The organism is Vreelandella sp. L-15, from assembly GCF_056857635.1.
In genome coordinates, this window is the sequence record NZ_JBSXNN010000021.1 from 1 (window position 1) to 23,826 (window position 23,826).

Annotated in this window: 22 protein-coding genes; 18 read left to right on the plus strand and 4 right to left on the minus strand. The window is 56.3% G+C overall.

What is annotated here, in order from left to right; genetic code table 11:
- Nucleotides 1-39: 39 nt before the first annotated feature.
- The 3 genes from dsbG to AC13CY_RS01600 form a co-directional block, all read right to left on the minus strand.
- On the minus strand, nucleotides 40-822 hold the full coding sequence (dsbG, locus tag AC13CY_RS01590) for a thiol:disulfide interchange protein DsbG (RefSeq protein ID WP_062361720.1): 783 nt from the start codon (nucleotides 820-822) through the stop codon (nucleotides 40-42).
- A gap of 52 nt (nucleotides 823-874) precedes the next feature.
- Nucleotides 875-1,690, minus strand: coding sequence for a prolipoprotein diacylglyceryl transferase family protein (locus tag AC13CY_RS01595; protein WP_483052221.1), 816 nt, complete (start codon nucleotides 1,688-1,690; stop codon nucleotides 875-877).
- 98 nt (nucleotides 1,691-1,788) lie between these two features.
- The gene (locus AC13CY_RS01600) at nucleotides 1,789-3,549 is read right to left on the minus strand and encodes a sugar phosphorylase (protein ID WP_483052222.1); all 1,761 of its coding nucleotides are present in this window, start codon (nucleotides 3,547-3,549) and stop codon (nucleotides 1,789-1,791) included.
- A 260-nt stretch (nucleotides 3,550-3,809) separates the two neighbouring features.
- On the opposite strand from AC13CY_RS01600, the gene nrdR reads away from it, so the two are divergent.
- The 12 genes from nrdR to AC13CY_RS01660 all read left to right on the plus strand — a co-directional run bounded on the left by nrdR (nucleotide 3,810) and on the right by AC13CY_RS01660 (nucleotide 16,726).
- A complete protein-coding gene (nrdR, locus tag AC13CY_RS01605; RefSeq protein WP_044630383.1) occupies nucleotides 3,810-4,307 on the plus strand; it encodes a transcriptional regulator NrdR in 498 nt (165 codons plus the stop codon).
- On the plus strand, nucleotides 4,307-5,455 hold the full coding sequence (gene ribD, locus AC13CY_RS01610; RefSeq protein WP_483052223.1) for a bifunctional diaminohydroxyphosphoribosylaminopyrimidine deaminase/5-amino-6-(5-phosphoribosylamino)uracil reductase RibD: 1,149 nt from the start codon (nucleotides 4,307-4,309) through the stop codon (nucleotides 5,453-5,455). The genes nrdR and ribD overlap by 1 nt, the downstream gene beginning before the upstream one ends.
- 72 nt (nucleotides 5,456-5,527) lie before the next feature.
- Nucleotides 5,528-6,694 carry a bifunctional 3,4-dihydroxy-2-butanone-4-phosphate synthase/GTP cyclohydrolase II gene (ribBA, locus tag AC13CY_RS01615; RefSeq protein WP_289099170.1) on the plus strand — a complete coding sequence of 389 codons (1,167 nt, stop codon included), beginning with the start codon at nucleotides 5,528-5,530 and terminating at the stop codon, nucleotides 6,692-6,694.
- A gap of 4 nt (nucleotides 6,695-6,698) precedes the next feature.
- Nucleotides 6,699-7,187, plus strand: coding sequence for a 6,7-dimethyl-8-ribityllumazine synthase (gene ribH, locus AC13CY_RS01620; protein ID WP_044630380.1), 489 nt, complete (start codon nucleotides 6,699-6,701; stop codon nucleotides 7,185-7,187).
- On the plus strand, nucleotides 7,184-7,687 hold the full coding sequence (gene nusB, locus AC13CY_RS01625; RefSeq protein ID WP_044630379.1) for a transcription antitermination factor NusB: 504 nt from the start codon (nucleotides 7,184-7,186) through the stop codon (nucleotides 7,685-7,687). Before ribH ends, nusB begins: the two co-directional genes overlap by 4 nt.
- Nucleotides 7,688-7,721: 34 nt before the next feature.
- Nucleotides 7,722-8,699: a thiamine-phosphate kinase gene (gene thiL / locus AC13CY_RS01630; RefSeq protein ID WP_230835139.1), complete on the plus strand. Its 978-nt coding sequence runs from the start codon at nucleotides 7,722-7,724 to the stop codon at nucleotides 8,697-8,699.
- Nucleotides 8,696-9,169 (plus strand): phosphatidylglycerophosphatase A family protein, encoded by a 474-nt coding sequence (locus AC13CY_RS01635; protein ID WP_044630377.1) that lies wholly within the window; start codon nucleotides 8,696-8,698, stop codon nucleotides 9,167-9,169. Before thiL ends, AC13CY_RS01635 begins: the two co-directional genes overlap by 4 nt.
- A gap of 96 nt (nucleotides 9,170-9,265) precedes the next feature.
- A complete protein-coding gene (locus tag AC13CY_RS01640; protein WP_483052224.1) occupies nucleotides 9,266-10,519 on the plus strand; it encodes a DUF945 family protein in 1,254 nt (417 codons plus the stop codon).
- Between the two features lie 117 nt (nucleotides 10,520-10,636).
- Nucleotides 10,637-13,096 (plus strand): endopeptidase La, encoded by a 2,460-nt coding sequence (gene lon / locus AC13CY_RS01645; RefSeq protein WP_483052225.1) that lies wholly within the window; start codon nucleotides 10,637-10,639, stop codon nucleotides 13,094-13,096.
- Between the two features lie 197 nt (nucleotides 13,097-13,293).
- Nucleotides 13,294-13,605 carry a hypothetical protein gene (locus AC13CY_RS01650; RefSeq protein ID WP_058578372.1) on the plus strand — a complete coding sequence of 104 codons (312 nt, stop codon included), beginning with the start codon at nucleotides 13,294-13,296 and terminating at the stop codon, nucleotides 13,603-13,605.
- Nucleotides 13,606-13,749: 144 nt separating this feature from the next.
- Nucleotides 13,750-15,594, plus strand: coding sequence for a dihydroxy-acid dehydratase (gene ilvD / locus AC13CY_RS01655; RefSeq protein WP_062361770.1), 1,845 nt, complete (start codon nucleotides 13,750-13,752; stop codon nucleotides 15,592-15,594).
- A 76-nt stretch (nucleotides 15,595-15,670) separates the two neighbouring features.
- Nucleotides 15,671-16,726: an oxidoreductase gene (locus tag AC13CY_RS01660; RefSeq protein WP_172514643.1), complete on the plus strand. Its 1,056-nt coding sequence runs from the start codon at nucleotides 15,671-15,673 to the stop codon at nucleotides 16,724-16,726.
- Nucleotides 16,727-16,973: 247 nt separating this feature from the next.
- Here AC13CY_RS01660 and nudE read toward each other — a convergent pair whose 3' ends face one another.
- Nucleotides 16,974-17,588 carry an ADP compounds hydrolase NudE gene (gene nudE / locus AC13CY_RS01665; RefSeq protein ID WP_044630372.1) on the minus strand — a complete coding sequence of 205 codons (615 nt, stop codon included), beginning with the start codon at nucleotides 17,586-17,588 and terminating at the stop codon, nucleotides 16,974-16,976.
- Between the two features lie 70 nt (nucleotides 17,589-17,658).
- Here nudE and yrfG point away from each other — a divergent pair, with 70 nt between their 5' ends.
- From yrfG to rnk, 6 genes are all read left to right on the plus strand, one after another.
- Entirely contained in the window at nucleotides 17,659-18,336 is a 678-nt protein-coding gene (gene yrfG, locus AC13CY_RS01670; RefSeq protein ID WP_058578370.1) for a GMP/IMP nucleotidase, read from the plus strand.
- 39 nt (nucleotides 18,337-18,375) lie between these two features.
- Nucleotides 18,376-18,765, plus strand: a complete 390-nt coding sequence (gene hslR, locus AC13CY_RS01675) for a ribosome-associated heat shock protein Hsp15 (RefSeq protein ID WP_044630370.1) — start codon at nucleotides 18,376-18,378, stop codon at nucleotides 18,763-18,765.
- A 66-nt stretch (nucleotides 18,766-18,831) separates the two neighbouring features.
- A complete protein-coding gene (hslO, locus tag AC13CY_RS01680) occupies nucleotides 18,832-19,707 on the plus strand; it encodes an Hsp33 family molecular chaperone HslO (protein ID WP_044630369.1) in 876 nt (291 codons plus the stop codon).
- A gap of 308 nt (nucleotides 19,708-20,015) precedes the next feature.
- Nucleotides 20,016-21,572 carry a phosphoenolpyruvate carboxykinase gene (locus AC13CY_RS01685; protein WP_054645145.1) on the plus strand — a complete coding sequence of 519 codons (1,557 nt, stop codon included), beginning with the start codon at nucleotides 20,016-20,018 and terminating at the stop codon, nucleotides 21,570-21,572.
- Nucleotides 21,573-21,941: 369 nt separating this feature from the next.
- Nucleotides 21,942-23,294: an NADP-specific glutamate dehydrogenase gene (gdhA, locus tag AC13CY_RS01690; protein ID WP_483052226.1), complete on the plus strand. Its 1,353-nt coding sequence runs from the start codon at nucleotides 21,942-21,944 to the stop codon at nucleotides 23,292-23,294.
- A gap of 104 nt (nucleotides 23,295-23,398) precedes the next feature.
- A complete protein-coding gene (gene rnk, locus AC13CY_RS01695) occupies nucleotides 23,399-23,812 on the plus strand; it encodes a nucleoside diphosphate kinase regulator (protein ID WP_054641305.1) in 414 nt (137 codons plus the stop codon).
- Nucleotides 23,813-23,826 lie beyond the last annotated feature (14 nt).

A 23,826-nucleotide genomic window follows, 5' to 3' on the forward strand; every position in this document is an offset into this window, starting at 1 on the left:
GCCGCCGTCGCCCAATAAATTGGCCTCCTACTTCTTTTGTTAAGGCGCTTCGCTACCCATCATCTCAATGAGGCGTTCTTGGCTGGGGAGGCCTTGGATTCGGTCAATGCGCACAGTGCCGCCTTCAGCCTCACGTTGGAAAGCGCTGGTGGGGGTGGCGTAGAGGCCTAGCTCTTCAAAGAGCTGGTTGTTGGCGTAGACCTGCTCTTCGATATCCCGTGGCTGTGCGCTGGGGGAGAGCTCATCACCTTCACTGTGACGGTGCAGGGCAGCGGAGGGGTCGTCAGCGCCGAGAATGGTAGCGGCTAACGCAGGGCTATTGGGGGCGAGAATGCCGACCATAATATGGCGTAGCTGAACCTCGCCAGCCTCTACCCAAGGGCGGGTTTGTTGCCACAGCTGACGGCAGTAAGGGCAGTTGGCGTCGGTGAAGGTGTAGATGACGCGTGGGGCATCCGGGTCGCCATCCTGAATCCAGCGGCTCTCTTCAAGCAGCTTCCAGGTTTCGGCCTCTAAGGGTGCCCGTACGTGCTCGTCAAGCTGTGCTTCCGTCAGGTTGCTACCTTCGCTATCGACTAGCGTGCCGATAATGGCGTGCTCTCCATCTGGCGTTAAATAAATCGCCATATCCTGGCCCTGAGCGCTGGCCCCAAAGCCGCGCATTCCCCCGGGCGCCTCAAATTGCCCGTGAATGGTTAAGCCCTGGTTGGCCAGCGCCTGCACAGGCGCTGGTAGCTCGTCGGCATGGCTGGCTGCCGCTGCGCTACCCAGCGCGGCAAGTAAAGCGAAACGGCCAACATGGGGTAAGAAAACACGTTGCATAGCACTATCCTTATGAAAACGGCTTGGTGTGGGTGCCGCGAGGCAAAATATATTAGCGAATACGCGAAAGGCCATCTTGCAAAGTGGCGCGGGAAAGCTCGCCAAAATGGGTGCTCACGAGCTGTCCATCCGCGTTGTAGTAAAGCGTTGTGGGCATGGCATGGGCTCCGGTGGTTTGACCCAGGGCATTGCTCGGGTCTTGCCATACATTCTTCAAATCAAAGCCGTGTTCGCTCATAAACGCATGAATGTGTTGAAGGCTTTCACCTTGGTTAACGAACACAAAGGTAATGTCCTGCGCTTGTTGCTGGGCCTCTTCAAACACCGGCATTTCACGAATACATGGCGGGCACCAACTTGCCCATAGGTTAACTACCATGGGCTTTTGCTCCTGCTGAGCAAGTTTGGGCAGGGTAATAGGCTCGCCGTTGAGCGTAGCAAGCGGAGTAGTGGGCAGTGGGCGTGCCTGCTGTTCGATCAGTAGCGTACTGCCAGCTGTCAAGCCCCAGGCTAAACCACCTACCAAAAGCGCCCCGGCAAGCGGCACTCGTTGGCGCGGTGAGCGCCATATTGCCCATCCGGCGTAGCTAAGGCCCGCCACTATGCCACCGAGTATATCGAAGCCGCCATCGCGAATATCTAGGCGCGATAGCAAGCTGTCATAGTCGCTCCAGTAACGCACAACAAAGACGAGGCGTGCGGCCACCAGCGCCACAAATAGCAGGGTAAATAACGTATCGCTGACCGCCACGCGATGCCGCTGGCCAATAAGCGCACCCGCTAGCAGGGCCAGTAAAAAGGCAAATCCAATCATCAATTGATGCAGACTAAACCCCATGGGGCCAATCGCAACGCTTTGCTGCAACATAGTCACTCACGCTTTCACCAGTGGTTTAGCGTGAGTGTGTCAGAATAAGATTATTTAACGATTATCTCTCGTTGCCCTGAGTCGTTATGTCGCAAGCCTTATGCTTCAGCAGCCAGCCAGCGTACGGCATAGGGCGGCAGTGTTTCTTCGTGGTGAGCTGTCAGCGGGTCTAGCGGCTGCCAATGGTGCTGGGTAAGCGCTTGGTTCAGGGCATCGCCTGCGTGAGCGAGGTCAAACTTACTATCGGTGACGTTATACAGCGCGAGTAGGCGTCGCCCGTTACGGAGTGGCCCGCGCTCAATGGCTAGCAGCTCGGGTGGCGTGTCTATCACGCGCTGTGGCGCGTTGGGGTGAAAGCAGGGCTCTTGGCGACGCTGCTCTAGTAGCCGATGAAGGGCATGGAAAACGTCATGGGTGGGGGTGGAAGGGCTCTCCAGCAGCAGTGCCAGCTCATCAAGCTGCCAGCGGCGACGGTTAATCGAGCGTAAGCGGCCGCTGCGCTCCACGCCTTCGACATCATTTAGCGTGCCGGTGAGCGTATGGATATAGAGTGCGGGTATTCCTTGTAGGCTGAGCATGATCGCTTGGCTGCATAGAAAGCGCGCAATTTGCCACGGGTCTGGCCCGCGGCGGGTGCCGCACATGGCCTCAAACCAGGTAATGTTGATTTCGTAGGGTGTGTCGCTGCCATCAGGGTTGCTGCGCATGCTGACAAAGCCACCAAAACGATGCATCAGTTCCAGTAGCGCGTCGCGTTCATGGTCAGGCAACAGGCCTTCTAACGGCCGTACGCCAATACCGTCGTGGCTCGCGGTGAAGTTTAAGTAGGTGCACTGTTCAGGCAGCACCGGCAAGCTGTTTAACCACGTTTGCAGCGTCGTCGCTTCACCGCGGGTTAGGGTGTGCAGCAGCAGGGGCGGCAGGGCGAACTGGTACACCATGTGGGCTTCATTGGGCGCGCCTTCCGCTAATCGCTCCAAGCCAAAGTAGCTGATGTTTTCGGCATGGGGCACGTTAGTTTCGGTGATCAGCAGCGTGCCGGGGGCTATTTCATCCACGATGGCGCGAAGTAAGCGCACAACTGTATGGGTTTCCGGCAGGTGAATGCAGGAGGTGCCCAATCGCTTCCACAAAAACGCCACCGCGTCCAAGCGAATAATGCGCACCCCTTGCTGTAGGTAGAACAGCAGAATACCCACGAACTCTAGCAACACATCCGGGTTTTCGAAGTTGAGGTCTATTTGGTCTTCCGAGAAAGTCGCCCACACGTGGCGCGTACCCCGGCGCGTAGAGATCGGCACTAGAAGTGGGCTACTGCGCGGGCGGGTGACTTGGGAGACATCGGTATCCGGATCCACTTCGATAAAGTAGTCGCGACCGGGCAGGCTGCCGGCCAGGTAATCCACAAACCAGAGCGACTCTCTGGAGACATGGTTCAGCACTAAATCAGCCATCAAGTCATAGTGGCTGGCTAGCGTTTGGATATGCGCCCACTCGCCCAGCTCGCTATTGACCTCGCGGTAGTGAATCACCGAAAAGCCGTCGTCGCTGCTCCAGGGGAAAAAGGGCAGTACGTGAACCCCGCTAATGGCATCCCCCAGATAGCGCTGTAGAAAAGTATCCAGCACCGCTAAAGGCGGCGTACCTTCATCCAAGATGGAATCACCGTAACAAATGACCCACTGATCTTTTTCGCTCCATGTTGGTGCATCGTGGCCCGCCGTGTTAGCGGGTGGGGAAGCCGTCGAGGCGGTACGAAAATTCGCAAGATGCTGGTCAATACGCCGCTGTACTTCCCCCGCACGGGGGCCATACAGGTGGGTAAGGTAGTGGTGAACGGTCTGCTCGAAAGGGGTCATAAAGGGCGTCCTATAAATCAACCTTCGACAAACGCTGCAGCTTGTGTGCCAAATCGTTACAATACCGTGTTGATACGCGTTGTATAACACAGCTACGCCGTAAGGGCAGCGATAAGGCTGCCGCTGACAATAGGCGATAAAACAGTTTATAAAATGGCGAATAACGGGCAGGGCATGAAGCCTTGTAGCGCTTTTTATTCGTATAGGCTGACACGTTGCACGTACAGCTACTAGTGCGTACTGATAATAGGTTGACTGCCATGCATTGCCCTTTTTGTGGTGCAAATGATACCCGAGTGACAGATTCCAGGCTGGTGGCGGAAGGCGACCAGGTGCGCCGCCGCCGTCAGTGTGCCAACTGCCAAGAGCGTTTTACGACTTATGAAACCGCTGAGCTGATTATGCCGCGGGTCGTAAAATCCGACGGCTCTCGCGAGAGCTTTAATGAGGCGAAACTACGCGACGGTATGCTGCGCGCGCTGGAAAAGCGCCCGGTAAGCGCTGAAGCGATTGAAGTGTCGGTAGAGCGTATTCGCCAGACGCTGCGCGCCCGTGGCGACCGTGAAGTCAACGCGCGTGAGATTGGTGAAGCGGTGATGAAAGCGCTGCGTAGCTTGGATCAAGTGGCCTATATTCGTTTCGCCTCGGTATATCGTAAATTTCAGGATTTAGACGAGTTCCGGGCGGAAATCGACCGCCTCTCCCAAGAGCCCACGGATGAGCCAGAGGGCAGTGGGACACAGCACGGAGCATCGTAATGGGTGAATTCTCCACCGCCGACTATCGCTACATGGCTCGCGCTATCCAGCTAGCCAAACGCGGGCTTTATACCACCGACCCCAACCCCAGGGTGGGGTGTGTGATGGTGCACTTTGATGGCAGCGCGGAAGGCAGCATTGTGGGCGAGGGATACCATGTGCGTGCGGGAGAACCCCATGCAGAAATTCACGCCCTAAAGGCGGCAGGCAGCGCCGCCCAGGGTGCCACTGCTTATGTCACGCTAGAGCCTTGCTCACATACCGGGCGAACAGGGCCCTGCGCGCTGGCGCTGGCGCAAGCGGGTGTTGCGCGCGTGGTGGTGGCGATGGGGGACCCTAATCCCCAGGTCGGCGGTGGCGGTATTGAGTATTTGAAAGCAGCAGGCATTCAGGTGCAGGTAGGCCTGTTGGAAGCAGATGCCCGGGCGCTGAATCCGGGCTTTATTTCCCGTATGGAGCGTCAGCGCCCCTTTGTGCGGCTGAAAATGGCGATGAGCTTGGATGGCCGTACCGCCATGGGGTCGGGGGAGTCCCAGTGGATTACCGGCCCGCAAGCGCGCACCCAAGTGCAGCGGCTGCGCGCCCGCTCAAGCGCTATTCTGAGCGGCGTGGAATCTATCATTATGGATGATTCACGCTTAACGCTGCGTGCCGACCAACTGGCACTGGATAACGCCGCCGAGATCGTGCAGCGCCAGCCGCTAAGAGTGATCTTGGATTCGCGCCTTCGTTTACCGCTTGCCGCGGCCTGCCTACGAGAGCCAGGGCGCACGCTGATTATCACCACCGATCAGCATAGCGAAGAGAAACGGCGTAAACTGGCGGCGGCGGGTGCTGAGATTCAGGTGCTGCCTGCCGAAGGCGGTCGTATTGCGCTGGCTGACATGCTGCGTTGGCTGGCGGATAATGAGCAGGTTAACGAGCTGTTGGTAGAGACCGGCGCAACGCTAGCAGGAGCGTTACTGGAGGCGAATTTAGTCGACGAGCTGCAGCTATTTGTCGCTCCTACGCTATTAGGCGGTGAAGCAAGGCCACTATTTGCACTGCCGGGAATTACCCAGATGGCCGATCAGAAACGCTTGACGATTAAAGAGTCGCGAACCGTTGGGCAAGACTGGTGGATCACCGCCACCCCTCACGCTGACTAGCGCAAGCCGTCATTGCAAGGTACCCTGACGCCCGAAATCGCATACGATGCGACCACATTTTTTGGAGATTCCATGGCGCACTCCTCTTCTGAGGGCTTATCCCCTATCGCTGAGCTGGTGGACGATATTCGCCAGGGCAAAATGGTGATTCTCATGGATGATGAGGATCGCGAGAATGAAGGTGATATCATCATGGCCGCCGAAATGGTGAAGCCTGAGCATATCAACTTCATGGCACGCTACGCGTGCGGCTTGATCTGTATGCCGATGACCCGTGAGCGCTGCGAGCAGCTCAACTTGCCGCTGATGGTACGGGACAACGGCTCAGGCTTTGGCACCAAGTTCACGCTCTCTATTGAGGCAACCGAAGGCGTCACGACCGGTATTTCAGCGGCTGACCGCGCGCGCACTGTGCAGGCAGCCGTTGCACCGAATGCCAAGCCTTCGGACATCGTTCAGCCAGGGCACATTTTCCCGCTGATGGCCGAGCCGGGCGGCGTGCTTCGCCGTGCCGGTCATACGGAGGCGGCCTGTGATTTGGCAGCGCTGGCAGGCTTTGATCCCAGCGGTGTGATTTGTGAAATTATGAACGATGACGGCAGTATGGCGCGTCGTCCGGAACTGGAAGTGTTTGCGAAGACGCATGGTATTAAGATGGGCACCATTGCCGATCTGATCCACTACCGTATTGTGAACGAGCAAACGGTGGACCATATAGAAACCTCTCAGGTGTCGACCGTTCACGGCAAGCTTGCGCTACATGTGTTCCGTGATCGTATTCAAGGTGCGCACCATTTGGCGCTGGTAAAAGGGCAGCCGACGCCGGAGCAGGCCACCACCGTACGTGTGCACCTTGCCGATACGCTGCGCGACGTGATGGGCTTAATGAAGGGTGAGCAGTGTCGGTGGGATGCCAACCGCGCTATTCATGAAATTGCCCAAGCCCAGGCCGGTGTGTTTGTACTGATTGATGATGGGCGTCCTAATCAAGATTTGAAAGACCAGCTAGATATCTTTCTGGATCGCGTACGCCAGCCGCGTACCAGCGACTCAGACGGTTCTGGCAACTACTTAACGATTGGTACTGGCTCGCAGATTCTGCGCCACTTAGGCGTTGGTAAAATGCGGCTACTCAGCTCTCCGTGGAAATTCTCAGCGCTCTCTGGGTTTGGTCTTGAAGTAGTCGAGCGCCTGGGGCCCAATGACACGGCGTATGAGCCAACTTTTCAGCAGGAATAAATTGATGCAACCCCTTTCGCAAATTGAAGGCACTTTTGTAGACGTTGATGGACGCTATGTCATCGTGGTGGGCCGCTTTAATCACCACGTGGTCGATAGCTTGGTGGAAGGTGCCGTCGATAGCCTGACACGCCACGGTGTGGATGTGGAAAATATCCATATCGTTCATGTGCCGGGCGCGTGGGAACTGCCCCTGGCCGTGAAGCGTGTACTCAATGTGATGAAGCCGGATGCGGTGATTGCCCTCGGTGCGGTCATTCGTGGCGGCACGCCACATTTTGAGTACGTGGCGGGTGGCTGCAACACGGCTATTAACCATCTCCAACTTGAGTTTGATACGCCCGTAGCCAATGGCGTATTGACCGTTGAGTCTATTGAGCAAGCCATTGAGCGTGCAGGCACCAAAGCCGGTAATAAAGGCACCGAAGCGGCGATGGCCGCGATGGAAATGGTGTCTCTGCTGCGCGCGCTGCCGGTAGGAGATTCTCAATGAGCGAGCGTCGTGAGCGCAAGCCCTCTGCGGCACAGCAGGGGCGTCACGCCGCAAGGGAGTTAGCGGTACAGGGGCTTTACCAGTGGCAGATGACCGGTAAGTCCATTACCACGATTGAAGCTGAGTTTCGTAGCCAAGTGGCTGACGATGACTTAGAAGATCATGAGAACTGGGTAAAGGTCATGGAAATCGCGGACAAAGCGCTGTTCCATGAGCTACTGCATAACACGGTGCGTTTCAAAACCGAGCTGGACCGTGAAATTGCCCCATTGCTTGATCGCCGTTTGGAAGATTTGGACGCGGTGGAGCTGGCGATTCTTCGTCTCGGTGCTTACGAGCTTTCCCGGCGAATGGAGGTGCCTTACCGCGTAGTGATTAACGAAGGCGTTGAGCTGGCAAAATCATTTGGCGCCACCGACGGCCATAAATACGTGAATGGCATTCTCGATAAGTTGGCAAACCGCTTACGAAGTGCCGAAGTCAGCGCCCGCCGCTTGTAAGCGGGCCGCCTGATCAAGCGTTTAAGGGGCCTTTGTGCTTGCCGAATTCGATCTGATTCGACGTTACTTTATGTCGCCGCAGGAGGCACAAGCGACAGATGGCGTTGCCCTAGGATGCGGCGATGACGCCACTCTATTGGTACCCCAGGCGGGGCAGCAGCTGGCGGTGAGTGTTGATACATCCGTCGTCGATGTTCACTTTCCCCACGATGCCCCCGCCTATGCGATAGGACACCGAGCGTTAGCCGTGGCACTCAGCGACTTAGCCGCGATGGGGGCTAAGTCGCGCTGGTGCTTGATGGCTATCACCTTGGATCAGCGCGCCTTTAAAGATGACACTGCCGCTGAGCAGTGGCTTGCCGATTATGCCAGCGGTTTTCACACGCTTTGTCAGCAGCACGCGACGACACTCGCTGGAGGCGATGTTACCTCTGGCGCGCTCAGCATTAGCGTCACCGTGATGGGCGAAGTGCCTACTGGCACGGCTATAACGCGTTCGGGCGCGCAGGTGGGCGATGTGGTGGCCGTGACCGGTGCATTAGGTGGCGGTGCTGGCGGGCTAGCGTTGTGGCAACAGGGTGAACGCGACCTGAAACACCCGTTGCTACAGCGCTATCTCTTGCCTCAGCCCCGGCTAAAGGCCGGCATTGCGCTACGCGGATTGGCCACAGCGGCGATGGATATCTCCGATGGCCTGCTAGCGGATCTGGCGCATCTGCGGGAAGCGTCCCAGGTAGGTGTCGCTTTGCAGCCCGACTCGCTACCCCTAGCCGAAGGATTAGCCGAAGTGCTGGGCAGCGAAGCGGCCTTAACCGCAGCGCTATCTGGCGGTGATGACTACGAACTGCTGGTGACACTACCTCCCTCCCAGGTTGCTCAAGCGCAAATGCAGCTGGCCGAGTTAGGCCTTTCGCTTAGCATTATTGGCCGCTGCACCGAAGCGCTTGGGGTGGCGGGAGTGCCTGTAGAAGGGGCGACTGGCTGGCAGCATTTTCGTGGGGGTGACCAATGAACCGAGCACCGGCGAGCGTCTGGCGGCGCCCCACCCACTTTTTTGCTTTTGGCCTCGGCAGTGGCACGGTGCCTTGGGCACCGGGTACCTTTGGTACTCTGGCTGCGATTCCTTTCTACTGGATGATGGCCGACCTGACGCTAGGCTGGTACCTAGGCATTGTGCTGGCAGCCTTTGTGGTTGGCGTATGGCTTTGCGATAAAACGTCTCATGACCTGGGGGTGCATGATCACTCAGGGATCGTATGGGATGAGTTTGTTGGTTACTGGATTACCATGGCAGCGGTTCCTTTCTCCTGGGAGGCAGCGCTGTGGGGGTTTGTGGTATTTCGCATCTTCGATGTCTTTAAGCCATGGCCCATTCGCTGGGCTGACCGCCGAGTAGCCGGTGGCTTTGGCATTATGATTGATGATGTGATGGCAGGGGTCTACGCCTGGAGTACTATGCACCTTTGGTTTTGGCTGCATTAAGTTAAGCCTGCGCATCAACTGCTATGCTGACTGTGTTGCACGCCTACTGCTTGTATGGAGAGAAGCCTTCTTGGCGAGGCTATTCAAGGAGATAGCATGCGCAAGGAACGTTTGATCGTGCCTATCCTCGCGGCCGTGGCCGTGATCTGGATGGTCGCGCAACTGCTATCCAGCGTTCTTTTTGAACGTAGCCTACGCCAAGCACTGGAAGATCTGGAGGCGCGGGGCGAGTGGCGTGTCAGTCGAATTGAGAACCACCAGGGGTGGCTAACCTCCCGTGGAGGGCTGGTTCTTTCTCCTCTTTTAGGTCGGCCTTGGCGTTTGGAACTGACCTACCGGGCCCGTCATGGTGTGCTCAGCACGGATGTTGAAGGCACCCTATTGCCGCGCTTGGATAGTGTATTGCAGAAAGCGGTGGGTGAGGTCTCGGCGCCTTCGGTGCCACGCTGGCAAGGCCGCTACCAAACGTTGAGTGGGCACACCGAACTGCGTCTGGCCCTGGCGCCCTTTGTGATTCAGCAGAGCGGGCGTGAGCTGGCGGTTCGTGGTGCTCGCGTTCGGCTAGAGGGGCTGTTTGGTGACTGGCGTTTGCGCGGGTTGCTGGAACAGCTCACGCTGACCGATGGCCTTGCCCAACTCACGCTGGGGCCAACCCAGCTAGAAAGCCGTTATACCTATATTGAAGATGCCTACCATTTTGCTCAGCGCGACCATCTGCATATTGAAAGTTTAGAGCTGCGCTATCCCGCTTACGATATTCATGTCACACCCTTAGATGTGCATAGCCATATGGAGCTGGATGAGAGTGAGCTGCGCTTGAAGGGCGAGCTGATTGTTGGCGATGTGCGTGTGCCTAGCGAAGCGCCTGATACCTCGCTGTTAAGCGGCCGTATAGAGGCGGAGCTTTCCCGGCTAAACGGAGATGCAGTGCGGGCAACCATTCGTCGGCTGCGTCAGGAGGCTGCTTGGGGCGATGCCAGCCTGCCTATGGCAGAAGGCTTATTATCACGCTTAGAGCCAGATTTGCTCCAGGTACTCAGTGATTCTCCGCGCTTAGATGTTACCACTATTGATATTGATAGCCCGTTACTTGGCTTGCAGGTGGATGCCGAGGGGGCTCTGTTTTTTGATGCGCGCCGCCTGGATGAATTAAGTATCACGGCTCTTGGTAAATCTGATGAACGTGCTCGCTGGTTAGAGCGTATTGATGGCGATTTTGTGTGGCACGAGGCGCCCACGGTGGCTGCCCTATGGCTAGGCCTGCCGCTAGGCACGCGGGAGCTGCAGTTTGATGTGATTCGAGGCGTATGGCGTGTGAATGGCCGCCCTATGCCGACGCTTTGGCCATGAATGCTTTCATAACCATTGGCTAAATTGCCTTGAGGGTTGAAGTTTTCCCTGTGTGCCCACATTCCTTTAGCAATGCTGAGTGGCCCAAGCCACTAGTGACTGTTGATGGGAGGGCGCATGAGCGACCAGGATTACGACCGCGATCACGAACACCATGACTGGCTCTCTAAGAACGAGCCGCACGATTCCCAAGAAGATAACCCCAAAAGCAACGATTACCGCTCTGATGGGGAGCGGGTAAATTCGCTATTGCCTGCCAGTGAGATGCTGCCCGAGCGCATCTACCTGCTACCGATTCATAACCGTCCTTTCTTTCCTGCCCAGGTTCAGCCGCTGGTCATTAACCGCGAGCGCTGGGAAGAGACCATGCGCCGGGTCAATAACACGCCACACCACACCATCGGCGTTGCGTTTGTTGGGGAGCATGGCGTTGAGTCGCTGGATCACGAAGGCTTCCCTGAGATTGGCACCGCAGTGAAGGTGCATAAGCTCAAAGGCGAAGATCAACAGATTCAGTTCATTGCTCAGGGGTTGCAGCGTTTTAAAATCCAGCGCTGGCTCTCCAAAGAGCCGCCTTACTTGGTGGAAGTGACTTACCCGAAAGAGCCGGTCAATGCCGAAGATGAAGAGACCCGTGCCTATGCCATGGCGATCATCAACGGCATTAAAGAGTTGCTGCCCATTAACCCGCTCTACGGGGAGGAGCTAAAACACTACCTTAACCGTTTTAGCCCCCATCAGCCCGGCCCGCTGACCGACTTTGCCGCCGCGATTACCTCGGCCAAAGGCCCAGAGCTGCAAGACGTGCTGGCAACGCTACCCGTTGCCGAGCGGATGCAAAAAGTGCTGCCGCTGCTGCGTAAAGAGATCGATGTCGCCCAGTTGCAAAGCGAAATCAGCGAGCAGGTCAATGCCCAGATGCAGGAGCGTCAGCGGGAATTTTTCCTACGCGAACAGCTGAAGGTGATTCAGCGTGAGCTGGGCATCTCTAAAGATGACCGCGAAAACGACGTGGATACTTTCCGAAACCGGCTGGAATCCTTGGTGGTGCCAGAGCGAGTTCAGGCACGTATCGATGAGGAGCTGAATAAACTCAGCGTGCTGGAAACGGGCTCGCCGGAGTATGGCACCACCCGCAACTATCTGGACTGGTTAACCTCGCTGCCTTGGGGAGTAACCAGCCAGGATAAGCTGGATCTTGCCCATGCTCGAGAAGTCCTCGACCGCGACCACGATGGCCTAAAAGACGTGAAAGAGCGGATTGTCGAGTTCCTTGCCGAGGGCGCCTTTAAAGGCGATGTGGGCGGCTCGATTGTGCTGCTGGTTGGCCCGCCAGGGGTGGGTAAAACCTCCATTGGGCGCTCGATTGCGGAAGCGTTGGGGCGTGAGTTTTATCGTTTCTCGGTGGGCGGTATGCGGGATGAGGCTGAAATCAAAGGCCATCGACGCACCTATGTAGGCGCAATGCCCGGTAAGCTCGTTCAGGCATTCAAAGAGGTTGAGGTAGAAAACCCGGTCATCATGCTGGATGAAATTGATAAGCTGGGTCAATCTTTCCAGGGTGACCCCGCCTCGGCGCTGCTGGAAGTGCTTGACCCCGAGCAGAACGTTGACTTCCTCGACCACTATCTCGACGTGCGGATGGATCTTTCCAATGTGCTCTTCGTGTGCACCGCTAACACGCTGGATAGCATCCCCGGGCCGTTGCTCGACCGTATGGAGCAGATTCGCCTGTCGGGCTATATCGCTGAAGAGAAGCTGCAGATCGCCAAGCATCACCTCTGGCCCAAGCTGCTTAAGCGCGACAACTTGCCGAAGAGGCGCATTAACTTGAGCGATGCGGCGCTGAAGCAGGTGATTGACGGCTATGCCCGTGAAGCAGGCGTACGTCAGTTAGAAAAACAGCTGCACCGCATTGTGCGCAAAGCCGCGGTGAAACTGCTGGAAGAAGATGTTGAAACCGTCAAGGTCTCGGTCAAGAACCTGGAAGAGTTCCTGGGCGCACCGCTTTTCCGTAAAGAGAAAGTCCTGAAAGGCGAAGGAGTCGTCACAGGGCTTGCCTGGACATCCATGGGCGGTGCCACGCTGCCCATTGAGGCAGGCAAGGTGCATTCGCTAGATCGCGGCTTCAAGCTAACCGGCAAGCTGGGCGATGTGATGAAAGAGTCGGCCAATATTGCCTACAGCTACACCTTGGGGCATTTGGCGGAGTACGGTGCGGATGCAGATTTCTTTGACTCTGCCTTTGTTCACCTCCACGTGCCTGAAGGAGCCACGCCGAAGGATGGCCCCTCTGCCGGGGTAACCATGACCACCGCGCTACTGTCGTTGGCTAAACATCAAGCCATCACTCGCCCGTTGGCGATGACCGGTGAGTTAACCCTCACCGGCCAGGTGCTACCGGTAGGCGGTATCCGCGAAAAAGTGATTGCCGCACGGCGCAGCGATATCTTTGAGGTCATCTTGCCTGAGGCAAATCGCCGTGATTACGAGGAGCTACCGGATTACCTAAAAGAGGGGATGACGGTGCACTTTGCTAATCGCTACCGGGATGTTGCTAACGTGGTATTTAAGTAGCGCTCTTCGCTGGTTTTTGCTTTAGGCAATAGGGTTTGATTAGCGCCGCTCTGAAAAGAGCGGCGCTTTTTTACATCTGTTTACTGGTGAAAAGCATCGCATCAGGTCATGCGCGTGAGTGATATCATGGGGGGATCAGCACCGCCTCTGACGAGCAGAGTAGTGGTATCGATCAGATCAATATGGCGGTCTCTGAAATGGATCACGTCACACAGCAGAACGCTAGCAAGGTTCAATCAATTTCCAGTGCTGCACAGCGCTTAACCAACGAAGCGTTGGACCTGGCTAACGTGATTGCTGCGTTCCGTTTGGAAGGGGCGGGCGAAGAGAGTAGTGAAACGGCTCGTCAGCGTTTGTCTCGGGACAGTTCAGTGATGCCGAGCCTGTCACACCAGGATCCCTCACAACAAAACCTTTCACAAAAGAACCTTTCACTGCCAAAAGAGCCGCGTTCGGCACTGAAGCGCCCTGCAGCCGCTGTTGCTGAAGAGGAGTGGGAAACCTTCTAATAACCGACGGGCGGCTTCCTCCCGCCTTTGGTTGCCTTCTACATCTAGTCTCAGCGGTGCGCTCATGCCACAATCTAAGGCCGCTGGATTCAACTGCCTGCTGCCACGTATGCGGCAGGCCATGATAAAGATGTAGAGGACACCATGCCTGAGTATCGCTCCCGTACCACCACCGCTGGCCGCAATATGGCTGGCGCCCGTGCCCTTTGGCGTGCCACCGGTATGAAAGATGACGACTTTCATAAGCCGATTATTGCGGTCGCCAACTCCTTCACCCAGTTTGTACCCGGTCATGTGCATCTAAAAGACATGGGCCAACTGGTGGCGCGTGAGATTGAAAAAGCGGGCGGCGTAGCCAAAGAGTTCAACACCATCGCCGTGGACGATGGCATCGCCATGGGTCATGACGGCATGCTCTATTCGCTGCCGAGCCGCGATATCATTGCTGACAGCGTCGAGTACATGTGTAACGCCCACTGCGCCGATGCACTGGTGTGCATCTCCAACTGCGACAAAATCACCCCAGGAATGCTGATGGCCGCGATGCGCCTCAATATTCCGGTGATCTTTGTATCAGGCGGCCCGATGGAAGCCGGTAAGACCAAACTCCTGGATCACGGCCTCGACCTCGTCGATGCCATGGTCATGGCGGCCGACGACAGTGTCGATGACGAAACCCTGGCCGAAGTCGAGCGCAGTGCGTGCCCTACCTGCGGAAGCTGCTCGGGTATGTTCACCGCCAACTCTATGAACTGTCTCACCGAAGCATTGGGGTTGGCCTTGCCGGGTAACGGCACCGTCCTGGCGACCCACGCCGATCGTCGCCGTCTGTTCGAAAATGCCGGTCACCGTATTGTCGAACTCGCTAAACGTTTCTACGAAGGTGACGAGGCTCACCTGTTGCCCCGTGCGATTGGCAATAAGTCGGCGTTTAAAAACGCCATGACGCTCGACATTGCCATGGGCGGCTCCACCAATACCATTCTTCACCTATTAGCAGCCGCTCAGGAAGCAGAAGTTGACTTCACTATGGCGGATATCGACCGCCTTTCCCGTGAAGTGCCGCAGCTGTGTAAAGTGGCTCCTAATACCCAGAAGTACCATATCGAAGACGTCCACCGCGCCGGCGGCATTATGGCCATCTTGGGTGAGCTGGACCGGGCAGGCGTGCTGGATACCTCTGTGCCGACTGTCTATGGCGATAGCCTAAAGGCCGCGCTGGAAGAGTGGGACATCATGCGCTCGCCTAGCTCAGAAGTGGTTGAGTTCTTTAAGGCTGGCCCTGGCGGTGTACCGACTCAAACCGCTTTCTCCCAAAGCGCCCGCTGGCCAAGCCTGGATGGCGACCGCGCCACCGGCTGTATACGCGATTTGGAGCACGCGTTCTCCCGCGAGGGCGGCCTGGCCGTGCTTTACGGCAATATCGCGCTGGATGGCTGCGTGGTGAAAACCGCAGGGGTTGATGACTCCATTTTGGTATTTGAAGGCAAAGCCCACGTGGTGGAGTCTCAAGACCAAGCGGTGGCCGACGTGTTAGATGGCAAAGTAAAAGAGGGCGATGTGGTCGTCATCCGCTACGAAGGCCCCAAAGGCGGCCCCGGCATGCAAGAGATGCTGTACCCGACCTCTTACCTGAAATCGAAAGGCTTGGGTAAAGCCTGTGCGCTGCTCACCGATGGTCGTTTCTCTGGCGGCACATCAGGCCTGTCGATTGGGCATGTATCCCCGGAAGCGGCAGCAGGGGGCGCGATTGGTTTGGTCGAACAAGGCGACACCATCTTGATCGATATCCCCAACCGCTCCATCAACGTGCAACTCAGCGATGCCGAGCTGGCTAAACGCCGTGAAGCCATGGATGCCAAAGGCAAAGATGCCTGGAAGCCGGTCGAGCAGCGCCCGCGTAAGGTTACCCCTGCGCTCAAAGCCTATGCGCTACTCGCCACCTCCGCCGATAAAGGCGCGGTGCGCGACCTCTCTAAGCTAGATTAATCTCTCCATCAAACAGCCCGTCTCGTGCGGGCTGTTTTTTTGCCAACCTGAACCGTCACATCGACTAAGGATTGTAATGAAGGCGATCATCAACGTTGGCCTTGTTGGCTATGGTTTCGCAAGCAAGACGTTTCACGCCCCGCTGATTCAAGCGACCGCAGGGCTGGATTTAGTGGCTGTCTCTTCCAGTGATGCGGCCAAAGTGAAGGCGGACCTGCCTAACGTGGAAATAGAGAGCCAAGCGCTGGCGCTATGTAAGCGCCCAGACCTTGATCTCATTGTGATTCCCACGCCAAACGATACCCACTTCCCCTTAGCCAAAGCGGCGCTCGCGGCGGGTAAGCATGTGGTGGTGGATAAGCCCTTTACCGTTACGCTCTCAGAAGCAAAGCAGCTAAAAGCCCTGGCGGTGGATAAGGAAAGGCTGATTTCGGTATTTCATAACCGCCGCTGGGATAGCGACTTCCTGACCATTCAGGCGCTCTTAAAGGAAGGCACGCTGGGGCGGATGACCGGCTTTGAGTCGCGCTTTGATCGCTTTCGTCCTGAAGTGCGCGACCGCTGGCGGGAAAAAGCCACTCCAGGGGGCGGTATTTGGTACGACCTAGGCCCGCACCTGCTGGATCAGGCCTGCGAGCTATTCGGCACGCCCAACGCCATTTTGCTAGAGCTCGGCGTGCGGCGCGACGAAGCCAAAGCCGATGACGACTTCCTCGCGCTGCTGGAATACGACGGCTGCCGCGTCAGCCTAAGCGCCGGTACGCTGGTGGCAGAACCCACGCCGCGCTACCGCATCCATGGCACCAAAGGCAGCTATATCAAGTACGGCTTAGACCCGCAGGAAGATCGTTTGAAAGCCGGGGAAACGCCGTCTTCAGCCTGGGGAGAAGATAGCCCTGGAACGCTGACCCTGCGCGAGGGAGAGGGTGAAGACGCACCGCTTGTCCGTCACGACCACCCCACATTGCCCGGCGACTATCTCGCCTATTACCGAGGGGTAAGCGCGGCGATTCGTGATAAAGCGCCGCTTCCCGTGGATATCGATGACGCCTTGCGTTGCATGGCGCTCCTCGAAGCTGGTCTAGACAGCCACCGCCAACGCCGCTGGATCCCGTTAAAACACCACCTATAGCAACTCAGCAGTGGCACCTTCCAGGCGGCTACTCGCCGCCCCCGCAGGTGCCTCTTTCGCTCGTTGCTCTCGCTCATTCGTTACGCCGCGCTACGGAGCTCCAAGTACTTAAGATAGGCACCTTGTAGCGCGTGGTAAGCGATAGCGCACCCGCGAAGCACCCCGTTAGGGGTGCCGAAGATGGCTCTAAGCGTAAATGGGAAATAATGCTGTATTTCTTACAGTAAAGCGGTACGAGGGGCAGGTATCAGAGCAAATCCATCCCGCCACGGCGCTTCTCTTCGCGCAGTTTATCCCGCGCAATATAGAGCGCGGCGATGGCTCGGGCTTCGTGGAAGTCTTCGCGCAAGAGTAGTGCAGGAAGTTCTTCAATAGCATGGGTTTCTACAATCAGCGGTTCGGGCTCGTCACCCGGTAAGCGTTTGGGGTAGAGGTCCGTTGCCATCAACACCTGCATGCGGTGGCGCATGTAGTTGGGCGCTAGCGAAAGCTCCACTAAGGGTTCCATGCGGTGCGCGCCGAAGCCGCACTCTTCCATCAGCTCGCGGTTGGCGGCGGTGACTATGTCTTCGCCGGGGTCGACCAAGCCTTTGGGAAGCGTCAGCACATAATCTTCGAACCCCGCAGCATACTCCCGAATGAGCAGCACATGGTCCGGGTCGGGCATGGCAATAATCATCACCGCACCGCGATCAGCCCCCGTCAAACGCTCAAACTGTCGCTCTTCCCCATTAGAGAAGCGCAAATCCAGTGACTCAATTTGAAATAGACGGCTTTGGGCGACGCGCTGGCGGCCTAAGATTTGCGGCTTGCGCGGATAGCCGGTTAGCGTATCGCCTGTTGTTGTGTCGTCGCGTGACATCATGCCTCCGTGGCTGCAAAAAACGGGTTACGCTACAATAGCACGCTTACTCTTTAAGACTGGAGCGGCAATGATTGATTGGCGCGAGATCGATACCGTCCTACTCGACATGGACGGCACGCTGCTAGACCTTCACTTCGACAGCCACTTTTGGCTTGAGCACCTGCCGCGGCGCTACGTAGAGCTGCACCAGCTAGACCAAGCCAGTCAGGATGCGCTCAAAGCACGCATTATGGGTGAGCAGGGCACACTGAACTGGTACAGCCTTGCCTACTGGAGCCGCGAGCTGAACGTGGATATCGTTGCCCTCAAGCGCGAAGTGCAGCACTTGATTGGGCTACGCAGCGATGCTTTGGACTTCCTGACATGGCTCAAGCAAGCTCACCCCCGAGTGGTACTTGCTACGAATGCCGACCGCGCAAGTCTCGCATTAAAACTCCCGCTCACGGGGTTGGAAAACTACCTAGACGCCATCATCTCATCAGAAGACGTGGGCGCTGCGAAAGAGGAGCAAGCCTTCTGGTTTGCACTGCAAGAACGCGAGCCATTCGACCCCGCCCGCACCCTGTTTATTGATGATAATGCCCGGGTGCTAGAGAGCGCTCGCGAATTTGGCATTAAGCATCTGTTAGGGATTAAACAGCCTGACAGCCAACGCCCAGAGAAAGAACTACAGGAATTTATTGCCCTTGACCGATTTGCCCGGCTGCTACCCGCAGAGTTGCCAGGGCAACGCTCACACATCTGAGTTCATAAACCTGGCCTCACATACATTAGGAGGGCGTGAATGAGTGACAGCGTTCGTTTGGATAAGTGGTTATGGGCAGCGCGGTTTTTTAAAACCCGTGCTCTGGCCAAAAAAGCCATTGAAGGCGGCAAAGTCCATTACGACGGAGCTCGTGTAAAAACCAGTAAGAACGTTGAGCTGGGTGCGCTGATCCGTGTGCCGCAAGGCTGGGATATCTTCGAGGTGGAAGTGACCGCGCTATCCGACCAGCGTCGAGGCGCACCGGAAGCGCGTAAGCTCTATGCGGAAACCGAAGATAGCGCTAAACGTCGTGCCAAAGAGGCCGAAGCGCGCCGCTTAACCAACGAAGCCATGCAGCACCCGCTTAAACGCCCTGATAAAAAACAGCGGCGCGATATCCAGCGCTTCCAGCGCCAGCAAGGGGAGTAAGCAGCCGCTTACCCTGCTGTGCTCTCCTATTACTTCTCCTCCTACTTCTCCTCCCATGGTCTTTTTATGTCTGATCAAATTCAACGCTTTTTGTTTGACCAAACTAACGTGCGTGGCGAGATCGTTACGCTCAGCACGGCTTACCACGAAGTGCTCGACCGCCACGCCTACCCACCCGCAGTTAACCAACTGCTGGGTGAGTTGCTAGCGGCGGTCGCCCTATTGACCGATACCGTTAAGCTGGATGGTACGCTCAGTATCGAAGTGCGCGGCCAGGGAGTGCTCGCCCTGTTAATGGCAGAGTCCAACCCCGGCGGCGAGCTGCGGGCCATTGCACGTATTGCCGAAGACGCCGCACTGCCCAGCGAACACGCTAGCTTCCGCGAGCTGGTAGGGGACGGCCAAATCGTGATTACCCTAGACCCTAAAGAGGGGCATCGCTATCAGGGCATCGTCGGGCTGGATCACGATACTCTGGGCGGCTGTCTGGAAGCCTACTTCGGCCAGTCGGAGCAGCTGCCCACGCGGCTTTGGCTAGCTGCTGACGGCGAACGGGCAGGAGGGCTGCTTCTCCAGCGCTTACCGGATGCGTCGCAAAACCAGGATGTAGACGCCTGGGAGCGCAGCGTTCACCTAGCCGATACTATCAAGCAAGAAGAGCTGCTGGGCTTAGAGCAGCGAGAAGTGCTGTATCGCCTCTATCATGAAGAGACCGTGCGGGTCTTCGACCCCAAAGCGCTGAGCTTTGGATGCACCTGCTCGCGGGAGCGCATGAGTTATGCGCTCTACACCCTTGGCAAGGATGAACTTCGGGATATTTTGCGCGAACAGGGCGCGATTGATACCCAATGTCACTTTTGTCATACGAAATATCACTACACCGCAGCGGATATTGAAACTTTGTTGGAGGACCCAGGCGCGCCACCGCCGGTGATTCACTAATTGTGTAGTCGGCACCTGACGAGGGTGCGTTTGGGGCGGGATGCTGCACCCCGCGCACCGCACCGTTTGATGGCGAAAAGCCAAACAGGTGTTTGAAAATATGCTGCGCTGCAACACAAGATGTAGTGTCATTGTAGTAGTTTAACTACAAGATATTTGGTAAAAGCCCCCGTTTCCCGGGGGCTTTCTTTTTGCCATAATGCACCAAACTTCAGCGCACCTAGCCTGCTGTGACCGCTATAACAGGGGCTAGGATGATTTCTCAAGGCGTCGGCGACGCTCGGAAAATTAGAGACCCAGGAATCGACATGACCACGACTCAAGCCGCTCCCCAAGCCCACGTTAATCTCAGCAGCGCCGAACTGATCGAGCGCGCAGTGGCCCGTGGTGAAGGTCGCCTCGCGGCGAACGGAGCCCTGGTAGTCAACACCGGCGTACGCACCGGGCGTTCACCGAAAGACCGTTTTATCGTCGATGAGCCCTCCACCCGTGACAGCATTGATTGGGGCAGCGTTAACCGCCCCTTCGACGCTGAAAAATTCTCAGCTCTTTGGGCGCGGGTTGAAGATCACCTGAGTAACGGCGAGCACTTCATTTCTGAGCTGCACGTGGGCAGCGACGCCACTCACTACCTGCCGGTACGTGTCACCACTGAAACCGCTTGGCAGAACCTATTTGGTCGCACCATGTTTGTACGTCCTCAGGCCTACAACCAAGCCGCCAAAGAAGAGTGGACCATTCTTAACGCCGCAGGCTTCGAGTGTGACCCGAACCGCGACGGCACCAACTCCGATGGCTGCGTCATCATCAACTTTGCCGAGCGTAAAGTGCTGATCGCTGGCATGCGCTACGCCGGCGAAATGAAGAAAGCCATGTTCTCTGTGCAGAACTTCCTGCTGCCCGCTTCCGACGTGCTGCCGATGCACTGCTCGGCTAACGTGGGCGAAGATGGTGAAACCTGCCTGTTCTTCGGCCTCTCTGGCACCGGCAAAACCACGTTGTCTGCTGACCAAGCGCGCTTCCTGATTGGTGATGACGAACACGCTTGGGGCGACGGCATTGTCTTCAACATGGAAGGCGGCTGCTACGCCAAGTGCATCGACCTTTCTGAGAAGAACGAGCCGGTCATCTGGAACGCGATCAAGTTTGGCACCGTGCTGGAAAACGTCGTACTCGACGACCGTCGCGAGCCGGATTACGCCGACGACAGCCTGACCCAGAACTCCCGTGCCGCCTACCCGCTCGAGCACGTCGAAAAGCGCGTCGCAGAAAACCTGGCAGGCGAGCCTAATGCCATCGTCTTCCTGACCTGCGATATGTCCGGTGTGCTGCCGCCGGTCTCCGTGCTGTCGAAAGAAGCGGCGGCTTACCACTTCCTGTCAGGCTACACGGCGAAAGTCGGCTCCACCGAAATGGGTTCTTCCGAAGGCTTGGCGGCGACGTTCTCTACCTGTTTCGGCGCTCCATTTTTCCCGCGTCCGGCCCGTGAGTACGCCGACCTTCTGATCAAGCGCGTTGAGAAGAAAGACGCCCAGGTTTACTTGGTCAACACTGGCTGGACCGGCGGTGCTTACGGTGAAGGCGGTTCACGCTTCTCCATTCCGACCACTCGCGCCATCATCAGCGCGATTCAGTCTGGCATTCTGCGCGATGTAGAAACCAAGCACATTGAAGGCTTAAACCTGGAGGTGCCGGTAGCCGTACCGGGCGTAGACTCCAGCCTGCTCGACCCTCGCGAGACCTGGGCAGACCGCGACGCTTATGACCGCCACCTGCAAGAGCTGGCCACTAAATTCGTTGAGAACTTCAAGAAGTTTGAAGGCGTTAACGAAGCCATTATCCAGGCAGGCCCACAGCTCACCTAAGGTTTAAAAGGTATCTAAAAAGGTACTTACAAGCGTCGCTGGGAAGAGCTAGCTAGAAAGGGGCAGTGCCACGGCACTGCCCCTTTTTTATTCGCAAAACCGCGTAAACCCTCGCCTGATTGAGGGTGGGTATATAAGTAACAACAGCGCTGCACTCTGCCTTGTTCCTGCGTGAATCGTTTAATTACCATTGATTAGAAATTGTAGATGCACCATAAATGAGCAATAAAGCATAGACTTTAGTCTCTATGCAGGCGTTTTTTTGCCATACCAAACCTGCATAGGGTATGCAGGAATTCGTTCCCACAGTTAAATGTGGCTATGCGCTGGCCAGCATAACGATAGTTTTACACGGAACGGTACACTTCCATGCCTTATGTTCACGACACGCTTACGCGACTTGCTAAGAGTAGCCCTGCCCAAACTGAGTTCTATCAAGCGACGGAAGAAGTGCTTGAGTGCCTGCGACCGCTGTTTGAGCGCACACCACACTATCACCAGCACAGTATTATTGAACGGATCGTTGAGCCTGAACGGCAAATTATGTTTCGTGTCAGCTGGCTGGATGACGCTGGCCGCGTCCAGGTGAATAAAGGGTATCGTGTGCAGTTCAACTCTGCACTGGGGCCTTATAAAGGAGGACTGCGCTTTCACCCTAGCGTGACAGCAGGCACCATCAAGTTCCTAGGTTTTGAGCAGATATTCAAAAATGCCCTTACCGGCTTACCTATTGGTGGTGGTAAAGGTGGCTCTGATTTTGATCCAAAAGGTAAGTCGGACAACGAAATCATGCGCTTTTGCCAATCCTTTATGACGGAGCTGTACCGTCATATAGGTCCAAATAGCGACGTTCCTGCCGGGGACATCGGGGTTGGTGCACGCGAAATTGGCTACCTATTTGGCCAGTACAAGCGGTTAACCGGTCGTTATGAAGGGGTCCTGACTGGAAAAGGTTTGTCTTGGGGTGGTTCTTTGGGCCGTAAAGAGGCGACGGGTTATGGCGCGGTGTATTTTGCCCAAAACATGCTGGCAGCTCGTGATGAAACGCTAGAAGGCAAAACCTGCCTTGTGTCTGGCGCAGGTAATGTCGCGATTTATACCATTGAGAAACTCTATGAACTGGGCGCGCGGCCCATTACCTGCAGTGATTCTCGCGGTACGATCCATGACCCTAGCGGGATTGATCTTGAGCTTTTAAAGTGCTTAAAAGAGGTCGAACGGGTATCGCTAGAGGCGTACTTACGTGAGCGCCCGGAAGCACTATATGTGCCTGCGCATGATTATCCGAGCGATGGTCATGCCGTCTGGCGTATTCAGGGAGATGTCGCCTTTCCCTGTGCCACCCAGAACGAGCTAACGGAATGCGACGCCAAGGTGCTGATTGAAAATGGCGTTCGCTGCATAAGCGAAGGGGCTAATATGCCCTCCACCAAAGCGGCAGTAGAGCACTTTCTTGCCGCTAAATTAGCCTATGGTCCAGGTAAAGCGGCTAATGCAGGTGGCGTGGCCACCAGTCAGTTAGAAATGGCGCAAAATAGCAGTATGGAGCAATGGCCGTTAGCAAAAGTGGATAAAAAGCTACAGCGCATTATGGCGGATATTTATCGGCAGTGTGCTGAGACAGCAAAGGAATTTGGGGAACCAGAGAACTTAGTGCTAGGCGCTAATATTGCCGGTTTCCGCAAAGTGGCGGATGCCATGATTGAGCAGGGTGTCACCTAAGGCTTTAAATCAACGAGTTTGCGTGTAGCAGCAATACGCAGTCCTTTCCCACCCCGGGGAAGGGCTTTTTTGCATTGGTTGGCATGTTCTTAAGGAGAGTGACCATGGGGCAGCGGCCTCCCATTATCATTAATCGGCTGGATGCTGAGCGTCTGCAGCGACTGATTGACCACGCGTCTGAAAAAGATCAAGTGGTGGCAGAACTGCTGGAAGAAGAGTTGTCGCGTGGTGAGGTATTAGACCCACAGGACATACCTGACAATGTGGTAAGCATGAATAGCCAAATCCGCTTCACGGACCTGACGCGTGGCTGTCAGATGGTCAGGACGCTGGTCTACCCTCACGCTTTAGCAAGTGTGGCTGACGGAATTTCTGTCATGGCACCCATTGGAGCGGCGTTAATCGGTTTAAAAGTAGGGGATGAGATTGAGTGGCCGTTGCCTAATAACGCTAATGTAAGACTGCGCATAGACGCTATTTTTTGGCAGCCGGAACGAGAAAAGCAGTTTCACCGCTAGTGTGGTAGGTGAGC